At 31.3% G+C, this 12,317-nt stretch carries 11 protein-coding genes; 9 read left to right on the top strand and 2 right to left on the bottom strand.

What is annotated here, in order from left to right:
• Positions 1 to 357 precede the first annotated feature (357 nt).
• Genes BLR17_RS02810 through BLR17_RS02800 form a run of 3 tightly spaced genes read left to right on the top strand, consistent with a single transcriptional unit; the run spans position 358 to position 1,299 of the window.
• Positions 358 to 660 carry a YtxH domain-containing protein gene (locus tag BLR17_RS02810; protein ID WP_066327876.1) on the top strand — a complete coding sequence of 101 codons (303 nt, stop codon included), beginning with the start codon at positions 358 to 360 and terminating at the stop codon, positions 658 to 660.
• Positions 661 to 688: 28 nt separating this feature from the next.
• Positions 689 to 1,039 carry a phage holin family protein gene (locus BLR17_RS02805; protein WP_066327879.1) on the top strand — a complete coding sequence of 117 codons (351 nt, stop codon included), beginning with the start codon at positions 689 to 691 and terminating at the stop codon, positions 1,037 to 1,039.
• A 5-nt stretch (positions 1,040 to 1,044) separates the two neighbouring features.
• Positions 1,045 to 1,299 (top strand): DUF6327 family protein, encoded by a 255-nt coding sequence (locus BLR17_RS02800; RefSeq protein ID WP_066327880.1) that lies wholly within the window; start codon positions 1,045 to 1,047, stop codon positions 1,297 to 1,299.
• A 16-nt stretch (positions 1,300 to 1,315) separates the two neighbouring features.
• On the opposite strand, the gene BLR17_RS02795 is transcribed toward BLR17_RS02800, so the two are convergent.
• On the bottom strand, positions 1,316 to 2,287 hold the full coding sequence (locus tag BLR17_RS02795; protein WP_066327884.1) for an SPFH domain-containing protein: 972 nt from the start codon (positions 2,285 to 2,287) through the stop codon (positions 1,316 to 1,318).
• A gap of 75 nt (positions 2,288 to 2,362) precedes the next feature.
• On the opposite strand from BLR17_RS02795, the gene BLR17_RS02790 reads away from it, so the two are divergent.
• The gene (locus BLR17_RS02790) at positions 2,363 to 3,004 is read left to right on the top strand and encodes a hypothetical protein (RefSeq protein WP_066327886.1); all 642 of its coding nucleotides are present in this window, start codon (positions 2,363 to 2,365) and stop codon (positions 3,002 to 3,004) included.
• Between the two features lie 34 nt (positions 3,005 to 3,038).
• Here BLR17_RS02790 and gltX read toward each other — a convergent pair whose 3' ends face one another.
• Positions 3,039 to 4,544 (bottom strand): glutamate--tRNA ligase, encoded by a 1,506-nt coding sequence (gltX, locus tag BLR17_RS02785; protein WP_066327888.1) that lies wholly within the window; start codon positions 4,542 to 4,544, stop codon positions 3,039 to 3,041.
• A gap of 160 nt (positions 4,545 to 4,704) precedes the next feature.
• Here gltX and BLR17_RS02780 point away from each other — a divergent pair, with 160 nt between their 5' ends.
• The 5 genes from BLR17_RS02780 to BLR17_RS02760 all read left to right on the top strand — a co-directional run bounded on the left by BLR17_RS02780 (position 4,705) and on the right by BLR17_RS02760 (position 12,317).
• The gene (locus tag BLR17_RS02780) at positions 4,705 to 7,995 is read left to right on the top strand and encodes a DUF4175 family protein (protein WP_066327895.1); all 3,291 of its coding nucleotides are present in this window, start codon (positions 4,705 to 4,707) and stop codon (positions 7,993 to 7,995) included.
• The gene (gene ybeY, locus BLR17_RS02775) at positions 7,992 to 8,411 is read left to right on the top strand and encodes an rRNA maturation RNase YbeY (protein WP_066327901.1); all 420 of its coding nucleotides are present in this window, start codon (positions 7,992 to 7,994) and stop codon (positions 8,409 to 8,411) included. The genes BLR17_RS02780 and ybeY overlap by 4 nt, the downstream gene beginning before the upstream one ends.
• Before the next feature lie 118 nt (positions 8,412 to 8,529).
• On the top strand, positions 8,530 to 10,401 hold the full coding sequence (mnmG, locus tag BLR17_RS02770) for a tRNA uridine-5-carboxymethylaminomethyl(34) synthesis enzyme MnmG (RefSeq protein ID WP_066327904.1): 1,872 nt from the start codon (positions 8,530 to 8,532) through the stop codon (positions 10,399 to 10,401).
• Between the two features lie 252 nt (positions 10,402 to 10,653).
• Positions 10,654 to 11,502, top strand: a complete 849-nt coding sequence (locus BLR17_RS02765) for a class I SAM-dependent methyltransferase (RefSeq protein ID WP_066327905.1) — start codon at positions 10,654 to 10,656, stop codon at positions 11,500 to 11,502.
• Positions 11,503 to 11,750: 248 nt separating this feature from the next.
• A complete protein-coding gene (locus tag BLR17_RS02760; RefSeq protein WP_066327907.1) occupies positions 11,751 to 12,317 on the top strand; it encodes an OmpH/Skp family outer membrane protein in 567 nt (188 codons plus the stop codon).

Raw genomic sequence — 12,317 nt, 5'->3', positions numbered from 1 at the left:
CTATTTTTTATAAAATAATTATAGAATTTTACAATTAAAAACAACTTCTATATTTTAGTTTTAAGCTATTTTTTTAAATTCTTTGATAAAATATTCATTCTTTATTTTTTCGTTTAATACAAGTCTTTATTTTGATTTTTAGTGTTTTTTTAGACTTAAAATTGTGTTTGATTAATAAAACGATACTTATGAAGTGGTAACCTGTAAATAGTACTACTTTATTTTAAATTTAGTATGAGTTCGAATATTTAATTTTCTTTTATGAATGAAAAATATTATAATTTTTTTATAGTAATTCTTTTAAGAATTTTTTTAAATTTATTAGTATCTTTATAAGAAACTTAAAAAGAACATATTATGGCAACAAGTAATACAGGAAAAACTTTAATAGCTCTTGCTAGTGGTGCTGCAATAGGAGCTGTATTAGGAATTTTGTTTGCTCCGGATAAAGGAGATAAAACCAGACAAAAAATTAAAGATGGATACAAAGATCTTGAAAAAGGAATGAAAACTAAATTAGTTAATGCCAAAGTTGATTTAGAACATACTTATGAAGAAATGCTTTCTAATATGAGTTATAAAACAGAAGATGTAATTACTTTTTTAGAAAAGAAATTAGCTGATTTAAAAGAAAAAAATGCTAAACTTCATAAAAATTAATTTCTTTAGAATATAGAAACAGAACATTATGGCTTTTGATGAATTAAAAGAACATACAGAAAATATACAGGAACAAACTAAGGATTATATAGAAAAGAATCTTTCTTACTATAAATTATTAGCGTTTAAGATGGCTATGAAATCAACTACAATGATTTTTAAGTTCACCTTAATTTTAGTGTGTATTTGTATGGTACTTTTATTTTTTTCAGTTGCCTTAGCTTTTGCTATTGGTAATTATTTTGAAAGTTATACTATTGGTTTTCTTAGTGTTGGTTTTATCTATGTTGTAATAACTGCTTTATTATTTTTAATAAAAGATAAAATTGTTGAAGGACCTATTTTAGAGAAATTTTCAGAAATATTTTTTAATGATTAATTATTATGCAAACAAAAAAATATTCTTCTTATGCTCAAATTGATAGGGAACTTGAAATTTTAAAAATCGAAAAAGAAATCAGCTATCAAAAGTTAGTTTTTAATATTCAAAAGACAAAAGAGAGTTTTACTTTTTTAAATCTTACAACTAATGTTATAGATAGCGTTAAAAGCACTTTTTTTAGCTCATACGCAACTGTTTTAAGAATTTTGATACCAATTATTATAAAATGGTTTAGACATAAAAAAAGAGGCGATTAAAGCCTCTTTTTTAGTTTTATATTTGATTATTATCTTCTTCTGAAGGTTTTTCTGGTTCTTCCGTTTTCTTTTTAATTGATTTAATATTCTTTTTCATAGATTCACCTACTAAATTACTGGCAGTAAAACTGGCTACCATATTGTTTAACATATCACTTCCGGCTTGTGGAGAATTTGGTAACAAAATCAAATTAGAATTAGTATCTGAACCTATTGCTTGTAAAGTATCATAATGTTGGGTAACCACAATTAGGGCAGAAGCTTCCTGAGAATTGATTCCAACTCCGTTTAAAACATCTACACTTTCTACTAATCCACGGGCAATTTCACGTCTTTGATCGGCAATTCCCTGTCCTTGTAAACGTTTGCTTTCAGCTTCAGCTTTTGCTTTAGCAACAATTCTAATTCTTGATGCTTCCGCTTCATATTCTGCTACTGTTTTTTCTCTGTCGGCAGCATTAATTCGGTTCATTGCATTTTTTACCTGAATATCCGGATCAATATCGGTAACTAAAGTGTTAATAATTGTATATCCATAAGTAGTCATGGCTTCGTTTAATTCTCTTTTTACCGCAACAGCAATATCGTCTTTTCGTTCAAAAACATCATCTAATTTTAACTTTGGAACTTCGGCACGTACTACGTCAAATACATAAGAAGTTATCTGATCGTGTGGATATTCTAATTTATAAAAAGCATCATAAACGGTTTCTTTAACCACCATAAACTGAACTGAAACTTTTAGTTTGACAAAAACATTATCTTTAGTTTTTGTTTCAATAATTACATCCAATTGTTGAATTTTTAAATTCACACGCCCGGCAATTCGATCGATTAAAGGAATTTTTAGTTGTAAACCCGAATGTCTGATACTTTGAAATTTTCCAAAACGCTCTATAATAACAGCCGTTTGTTGTTTAACGGTGAAGAAGGAGGAAAGGAAAATAAATAATACAATAAATAACAAAAAAAGAAATGGTACACTCATAGCAAATAAATTAGTTAAAAATTATCTGTTAAATTACAAAAAAACTTTAGGTTTGCGCTTGTTAAAAGTATTCTTATGAAAAAGTCATCGTTATATTTTTTGTTGTTTTTAGTTTCAATATCAGGTTATTCCCAATATAATTATCGTGATTCAAACCGAATTGGAATTACTGCAGGAGTGAATCAATTTACTCTAAACACCAATAATTTTGATACAAAACCAGGAAATGGCTGGAATGCAGGTCTTTCTATGCGTGGAAATTTTTATGACAATTGGGATATGGTGTATGCTATTCAGTTTTCTGAAAATAACTTTTCGGTAGCTACAGACGAATTGGTTTTTGGTAAAGAAGATGTAAATTATAAATTACCTTCAGCTCAAATTTCATTGCAATTAAGTTATGTTTTAATTGAAAATTGTCTATCGGTTGAATTTGGACCATTAGTTCAGGTAAATGGAAAATTTAAAGTAGAGTCAGGAAAAGAAAACAATGTGATTTCAGGAACTACTTTACAAGCCAAAGATATTGTTGATATTGGTAAATTTAATTTTTATCCAACGGCAGGAATTACAGCTGGAGCCAAACATTTTAGACTGAATGTTTCCTATCAATACGGAATTTCAAATATGTTAGGGAACTTGAATTCTAAAAACTTGGGTTATCATTTTAAAGGAAATCCAGGAATTTTAAACGGAAATGTTATTATTTATCTATAAAAAAAGTCCCGATTAATTGTCGGGACTTTTAGTTTTATATGCTTTCAATAGCTTTTTGAAGTCTTGAAATGGTTTCATCTTTTCCGATGATTTCAACAATGTCAAATAGGTGAGGACCTTTTAAAGCTCCTACTAAACTCAATCGGAAAGGCTGCATTACTTTACCCATTCCAATTTCATTTTTAGTTAACCAGTCTTTAACAATGGTTTCAATATTAACAGAAGTAAAATCGGTGATTTCTTCGAGCACTGAAATTAATTCCTGCATTAAAGCCGGAGTTTCTTCCTTCCAGTTTTTCTTTGCTTTTTCATCATAAGCAGTTGGAGCTACAAAAAAGAAATCACTTAAATCCCAGAATTCTGAAACAAAATTTGCACGTTCTTTAATTAGTGAAACAATTTTTGTAGTTAATTCTAAAGTAGGAGAGAACCCTTTTTCTTTTAATAGTATAGCAAAATCTGTTGCTAATTTTTCATCATTAGCCTGAACTAAATATTGGTGATTGAACCATTTGTTTTTTTCCGGATCAAATTTAGCTCCTGCTTTATGTACTCGGTTTAAATCAAAAGCTGCAACTAATTCTTCTAGTGAAAATAATTCTTTATCTGTTCCGTCATTCCAGCCTAACAAAGCTAAGAAGTTGACTACTGCTTCCGGGAAAAATCCTTTTTCTCTGTATCCTGACGAAATTCCTTCTTCTGTTTTCCATTCTAAAGGGAATACAGGGAAATCTAATTTATCGCCATCACGTTTTGATAATTTTCCGTTTCCAACCGGTTTTAAAATCAAAGGCAAATGAGCAAATTCAGGAGCTGCCCAACCAAATGCATGATACAATAAAACGTGCAAAGGCATTGATGGCAACCATTCCTCACCACGAATTACATGCGTAGTTTGCATTAAATGATCATCAACAATATTAGCCAAATGATAAGTTGGCATTCCGTCACTTTTAAACAAAACTTTATCGTCTAAAAGATTAGTTTCAAACTTTACATGACCACGGATAATATCTTTTAAATGTAAAATTTCGTCTACAGGAGTTTTAAAACGAATAACATAATGTTCTCCGTTAGCAATTCTATGAGATGTTTCTTCTGCGGAAATTACTAAAGAAGTATCCAGTTTTTCCCTGTTAGTATGATTGTAAATAAAAGTTTTTCCTTGTTCTTCTTCCGCTTTTCTATAAGTATCTAAAGATTCCTGAGTATCAAATGCGTAGTATGCCCAACCTGAATTAATCAATTGATCAGCATATTGTTTATATAAATGCTTTCTTTCGCTTTGACGGTAAGGACCAAATTTTTCATTCTTGCCAATAGTTTCATCAGGAGCAATTCCTAACCATTCCAAAGCTTCCATGATGTATTGTTCTGCTCCCGGAACAAAACGATTTTGGTCAGTATCTTCAATTCTTAAAAAGAAAGTTCCACCATGTTTTTTGGCAAACAAATAATTAAATAAGGCAGTACGAACTCCGCCAATATGCAAAGGTCCCGTTGGACTTGGTGCAAAACGCACACGAATTGGGTTTGACATCTTTTATAAATTTTGACACAAAGATAATTAGAAGTCAGAAGTTAGAAGTTAGAAGTTAGAAGTTTTTCAATATTTCTCTTTTGTTTTGATATTGAAATTGTTTTTGACATTGATTATGTTATAATTATTACTTTTATGGGTTATTAAAAAGTAAAAAACTTTGAATAGTTCCAATTTCATATATCAAAAATTAGAAGCTTTTATTAGAAAGTATTATTTAAACGAATTGATAAGAGGCGTCGTTCTCTTTATTGGTCTGGGTTTGTTGTATTTTCTTTTTACGCTTTTTATTGAATATTTCCTTTGGCTAAAGCCAATGGGAAGAACCATTTTGTTTTGGACTTTTGTTGGAGTAGAAGTCTTTTTGCTTTTTCGTTTTATCTTATTTCCAATTTTTAAACTTTTTAAATTTCAAAAAGGGATTGATTACAATGATGCTTCGGCTATAATTGGAAATCATTTTTCGGATGTAAAAGATAAATTACTGAACTTTATTCAACTTTCAAATCCTGATAATACTACTGATAAATCCGAATTGCTTTTAGCTTCGATTGAACAAAAGGCTAATGCCTTGCAGCCGATTCCATTTTCAAATGCTATTAATTTTAATTCGAATAAAAAGTATTTACCGCTTGCTTTAATTCCGATTTTTCTTTTTGCTTCGTTTTATCTTTCTGGAAATAATTCGATACTAACCCAAAGTTTAAATAGGGTAGTGCATTTTAATGTTTCTTTTTTACCGCAGGCTCCTTTTGAATTTGTGCTTTTGAATTCCAGTTTACAAACGGAACAAAACAAAGATTTTGTTGTAAAAGTAAAAACGAAAGGAAAAGTGATTCCTGAAAATGCAATGATTTTTATTAATGATGAAAGTTATTTTATGGAAAATACAAAGCCTGGTGAATTTGAGTTTAAGATTGAAAAACCAACTCAAAATCTTTCGTTTTATATCAAAGGAAATTCAGTTTCTTCGGAAGATTACGAATTAAAAGTGGTTGCTGTTCCTTCGATTTTAAATTTCGAAATGCTATTGAATTTTCCTTCGCATTTGAAAAGAAAAGCTGAAATAATTAGAGGAACTGGTAATGCTATTATTCCGGAAGGGACAGTGGTAACTTGGAAAATGAGTACACAGGCAACCCAAAAAGTAGTGTTTTCTAATGCAAATATGATTTTTCCGTTTTCTAAATCAGATAATAGCTTTATTTTATCAAAAAAAGTTTCAGAAAATACAGATTATCAAATAATTACTTCGAATAATGCGGTTTCTAACTTCGAAAAATTGAATTATCAGCTAACAGTTATTAAAGATCAGTACCCAACGATTACAGTGAATCAGGCTCCGGATAGTTTAAAGCTTGCTGCTAATTATCTTTTAGGAAAAATAGGTGATGATTATGGTTTATCTAAATTGCAAGTAGTCTATTATGAATCCAATAAACCGGCTACTGCCAAACGTGGAACAATTGCTGTTAAGTCTGGTGTTTTTGACCAATTCGTTTTTTCTTTTCCTGCTAATCTTCCGGTTATAGAAGGTGTAACCTATGATTATTATTTTGAAGTTTTTGATAATGATATTTTGCATCATTTTAAAAGTTCAAAATCTTCTGTTTTTTCTAATCGAATTGTAACTGCTCAGGAGAAACAGGATTTAATTTTGAAACAACAAAATGATAATATTCAGGGTTTGCAAAAATCATTGCAGCGTCAGGATAAACAATTTTCTCAATTGGATAAGATTCAGAAATCAGGAAAAGAAAAAGAAAATTTTGAATTCAACGACCAACAGAAAGTAAATGATTTTATCCAACAGCAAAAAAGGCAGGATGAGATGATGCGCAATTTCATGGATAAAATGAAAAATAATTTAGAGGAATCTATCCCGATGGCTATCGGGACTAAAGCTAAGGACGAATTTAAAAAAGAACTAGAAAAACGCATTGAAAACAACAATGAAGAATTAGAAAAAAACAAAAAGCTTTTAGAGGAATTAAAATCTCTAAATGATAAAATGAAGAATGAAGATTTGCTTGAAAAATTAGATCAGTTTAAGCAAAAGAGTAAAAACCAAGTTAAAAATTTACAGCAATTAGTCGAGTTGACTAAGAAGTATTACGTTCAGAAAAAGGCTGAACAAATTGCTGATAAATTAGATAAATTATCCGATAAACAAGACAAACTTTCGGAGAATGAAAAGGAAAATACCAATTCTAAACAACAAGAAATAAATAAAGATTTCGATAAAATTCAGGAAGATTTGAATGAATTGGATAAAGACAACAAACAATTAAAATCACCTTTAGATATTCCTAAAGATGATAAAACTGAAAAAAGCATTGATGAGGATTTGAAGAAAGCTTCTGAAGAATTGCAAAAAAATAATACTTCAAAAGCAAAACCTAATCAAAAAAGTGCTGCTAAGAAAATGAAAGCGATGTCTAAAAAAATGGATCAGGGAATGGAAGGAGCAGAGATGGAACAGATGGAAGAAGATGTAAAAATGCTTCGCCAGATTTTAGATAATTTATTAGCCTTTTCTTTGTCTCAGGAATCGGTAATGAAGAGTTTTAAATCGATAAATTCTGCTTCGCCTGCTTTCAATAAGAATATAAAACTACAACAGGATTTACGTATTCAATTCAAACACGTTGATGATAGTTTGTTTGCTATGTCTTTGCGTAATCCTAAATTCACGGAGGATATTACTAAAGAAGTTGGAAATGTACAATACAATATCGATAAAGCTATTGATAAATTATCTGATTCTGAAATTTCTAAAGGAGTATCACATCAACAATATGCCGTTGCTTCTGCAAACAAGTTGGGAGATTTTTTAAGTGAATTGCTTAATAGTATGCAAATGTCTTTGTCTTCTATGGGGCAGGGAAAACCAAAACCGGGACAGGGAGAAGGAATGCAATTACCGGATATCATTTCTAAACAGCAAAGTTTAGGTGATAAAATTAAGAAAGGAATCAAACCAGGAGAAGGGAATGAAGGAAAAGAAAATTCCGGAAAAGGTGAAGATGGTGATGGAGGTGAAGGAGATGCCAAAGCTATCATGGAAATTTATAAACAACAAAAAGAACTCCGTGAAGCTTTAGACAGCGAATTGAAAAAACAAGGTTTGGGTAATAAAGGAGAGAATGCTTTAGAACAAATGAAGCAATTAGAAAAGCAATTATTAAACAAAGGTTTTAAGAATGAAACGCTTCAAAAAGTGATGAATATCAAACAGGAATTATTAAAATTGAATAATGCTGTTCAGCAACAAGGTGAGGAAAACAGAAGACAGTCTGAAACTAATAATAAAGATTTTCTTAATCAATCGAGAGCTTTACCCAATTCTTTGTTAGAATATTTACATAGCATAGAGATATTAAACAGACAATCATTACCTTTGCGCTCCAATTTTAACCGCAAGGTTCAAGAATATTTTAAGACAAAATGATAAATTTTAATTACGAAAACGACTTTAATTTAGATAATGAAGAAGCAATAGCTGCTTGGTTATCGGCTGTAATTGTATCTGAAAAAAAGAATGAAGGTGAGATTAATTATATCTTTTGTGATGATGATTATCTTCATAAAATCAATCTTGAATACTTAAACCACGATACACTTACGGATATCATTAGTTTTGATTACACTGTTGGTAACGAATTAAACGGTGATATTTTTGTTTCTGTAGAACGTGTTATGGATAATGCAAATGATTTTAATGTTTCTTTTGAAGAAGAATTAAAGCGTGTATTAGTTCATGGTGTATTGCATTATTGCGGTTATAAAGACAAAGGAGAAGAAGATGAACGTTTAATGCGTTTAAAAGAAGATGAAAAAATAGCTATGTTCCACGTGGAACAGTAAATAAATTTCAAATTTTTAAAGTAAAAATATAATGGTGTTCCACGTGGAACAAGTATAATAAAATATAGATAGAAGTTCTGGAAATAATCTAAAACCAAAATCTAAAACCAAAGAAAAAATGTTTCTAGAAGAGTATGATGTAATTGTTGTGGGCGCTGGGCACGCAGGTTGTGAAGCTGCTGCTGCTGCTGCAAATTTGGGTTCCAAAGCTTTGTTGGTTACTATGAGTTTGCAGAACATTGCCCAGATGTCTTGTAATCCTGCTATGGGTGGAATTGCAAAAGGTCAAATTGTTCGTGAGATTGATGCGCTGGGAGGTTATTCAGGAATTGTTTCAGACCGAACGGCAATTCAATTTAAGATGTTGAACAAGTCAAAAGGACCTGCAATGTGGTCTCCGCGTGTTCAAAGTGACCGTATGCGTTTTGCCGAAGAATGGAGAATGATGTTGGAAGGAACTCCAAATCTTGATTTCTATCAGGAAATGGTAAAAGGTTTGATTATTGAAAATGGTAAAGTAAAAGGAATTCGAACTTCACTTGGAATTGAAATTCGTTCCAAATCGGTTGTGTTGACCAATGGAACTTTCCTGAACGGATTGATTCATATTGGAGAGAAACAATTTGGTGGAGGTAGAGCAGGTGAGAGTGCCGCACATGGAATTACCGAAGATTTAGTTGAAGCCGGTTTTGAAGCGGGCAGAATGAAAACGGGAACGCCTCCTCGTGTTGATGGACGTTCGTTGGATTATTCTAAAATGAATGAAGAAAAAGGGGATGCTAAACCGGATAAGTTTTCTTATTCTGATTTGACAACTCCGTTGACGTATCAAAGATCATGTCACATGACGTATACTTCGTTAGAAGTTCATGATATTTTGAGATCTGGTTTTGATCGTTCGCCAATGTTCAACGGTCGAATTAAAAGTTTAGGTCCAAGATATTGTCCTTCTATTGAAGATAAAATTAATCGTTTTGCTGATAAGGAGCGTCATCAATTATTTGTTGAACCGGAAGGATGGCATACCTGTGAAGTCTATGTAAATGGATTTTCGACTTCGCTTCCTGAGGATATTCAGTTCAAAGCGTTGCGTACTGTTGCCGGTTTTGAAAACGTAAAATTCTTCAGACCGGGTTATGCAATTGAATACGATTATTTTCCTCCTACACAATTAAAGCATACTTTGGAAACGAAGTTGGTTGATAATTTATATTTCGCCGGACAAATTAACGGAACTACAGGTTATGAGGAAGCTGCTTCTCAGGGACTGATGGCAGGAATCAATGCGCATTTAAAAGTACATGAAAAAGCGCCGTTAATTTTAAAACGTGACGAAGCTTACATTGGAGTTTTAATTGATGACCTAATTACAAAAGGAACGGAAGAGCCATATAGAATGTTTACTTCTCGTGCTGAATACAGAACTTTATTGCGTCAGGATAATGCCGATTTTAGATTAACGCCAATGTCGCACGAAATTGGTTTAGCTTCAGAAGCCCGTTTGCGAAGAATGGAGCGCAAGCTGAATGAATCGGAAAAAATGGTTGCTTTTTTCAGAGAGACCAGTGTTACGATTGCAGAAACCAATCCTATTTTAGAATCTAAGGGAAGTGCACCAATCTCTCAGGGAGATAAGATGTTTAAGATTTTCTCTCGTCCGCAAATTGATTTAGAAGACATGATTAAATTTGAAAAAGTGCAAAATTATGTTGACGAAAATAATTTGGATCAGGAAATTTTAGAACAGGCAGAAATTCAGGTTAAATATTCAGGTTATATTGAAAAGGAAAGAAATAATGCGGATAAATTAACACGACTTGAAGATGTGAAAATTCCCGAAGATTTTGATTATAATAAAATCAAGTCGATGTCTATTGAAGCAAAACAAAAATTAAATAAGATTCGTCCTGTAACCATTTCGCAGGCTTCAAGAATAAGCGGAGTTTCTCCGAGTGATATTTCGGTATTGCTGATTTATATGGGAAGATAAATTAGTATTCAGTGTTCAGTTTTTAGTAGGCAGTTTGACTGCTGTCTGTTAAATTGAACACTTAATACTGATTTGTTCCACGTGAAACTACGTCCGTAAGCCTTGTTATAACTGGGAAGTATGTGATTTAAAATAATAAAAAGGAGTAATAAATATTTTGGTTTATTACTCCTTTTAAAAATTAGTATAAATTTTAATGTATAATTTTGTCTTCATTAATTGAAGACTAAACTGACCACCGACCACTAAAAAATGGATATTTCAAACAAAAAACATTTTCTTACCGTAAAAGACCATTCTGTTTCTAAAGAAACTTTCGATTTGTATTATGATGAAGATTTGGATATGCTAATAACACATCCGCAACCCAATTTAGAAAATTTAGGTAAGTATTACGAAAGTGAAGATTATATCTCACACACCGATAATAAAAGATCCTTGTTTGAAAAAGCCTATCACTTTGTAAAAGGGATTGCACTTAAAAATAAATTGAATTTAATTAATTCACAACAATCACAAAAAGGGAGAATTCTTGATATTGGTGCCGGAACCGGAGATTTTTTAGCTGTGGCAAAAAATGACGGTTGGCAAACTGTGGGGATTGAACCCAGCGACAGAGCTAAAGGAATTGCAATTAATAAAGGAATTTCATTTGTAGAAAATACAACAGCATTAGAAAATCATTCTTTTGATGTTATTACGATGTGGCATGTTTTAGAACATGTGCCTGATTTGGATTTTCAGATTAAAGAATTAAAGCGTTTATTGAAACCCAGCGGAACTTTAATTGTGGCTGTTCCTAATTTCAAATCTTTTGATGCAAAACATTACGGAACTTTTTGGGCTGCTTTTGATGTGCCCATTCATTTTTGGCATTTTTCCAAAAAAGCAATTCAGATGCTTTTCCAAAAAGAAAATATGAAATTAGAAAAAGTACTTCCAATGAAATTTGATTCGTTTTACGTGAGTTTGCTTTCGGAAAAATACAAAAACGGAAAAATGAATTTTATAAAAGCATTTTTTATCGGATTACAATCAAATTTAAAAGCAAAACAAAATTCGGAGTATTCTTCGTTAATTTATGTTCTTAAAAACAGCTAAAACTCATTTTAAGGCTTTTTAAGCGCCTTTTTAGCGGTTTATGGTGTCAATTATTAGCTGTTTTTTGTTTTAACCTTATTTTTAATTTATTTAATCCGTTTTTTATAGCTTTAGATTATGGGTTTTGTTTTGTTTATAACGAAATCTAATAATGTAAATTTTTCCCATTTTTCAGGTGTTTTCTAGGATACTATCTATTTTTTTATATTTTTGCTACCAACACATCATTCAATTACAATTTTATCCAAATGAAGAAATTATTATTAATTATCGCAATTTCTATTTCAGTTTTTGCTTGCAACGAAAAAACTGCCGAAGTCAAAGAAATGAAAACAGCTTATGTAGATACTTCGGAATTAATGAAGGAATATACAGAAGCGAAAGACCTTGAGGCAAAATATAAAGCACAATCAGAAGAAAAAGGAAGACAATTAGAAGCCGAGATTAATCGTTTTAAGCAGGATGCTGCTAATTTCCAAAGTCAGGCTCAGGCTAATGGTCAGGAATGGGCTCAAAAAAGAGGAGCTGAATTGCAAAAAAGAGAGCAACAATTAGGTTATGCCCAACAAGCTTTAGCACAACAATTACAGCAATCAAGCGGTGCTGAAATGGATACTCTTATAAAGGGAGTTAAAAAATTTATTAAGGATTACGGCAAGGAAAAAGGATATGCGTATATCTATGGAACAGGTGATGCTGCTTCAATTTTATATGCAGAAGATAAATATGATATCACTAAAGAAATCATTAAAGCCTTGAATGAGAAGTATAAAGCTTCTGAAAAATCAGAAACTAAAGCGGAAGAAAAGAAATAG

Origin of the sequence: Flavobacterium glycines (genome assembly GCF_900100165.1) — a bacterium.
In the GTDB taxonomy this organism is placed as follows: Bacteria; Bacteroidota; Bacteroidia; order Flavobacteriales; family Flavobacteriaceae; genus Flavobacterium; species Flavobacterium glycines.
The sequence above is the reverse complement of the archived record's forward strand: the minus strand, read 5'-3'. Positions and strand labels throughout refer to the sequence as shown.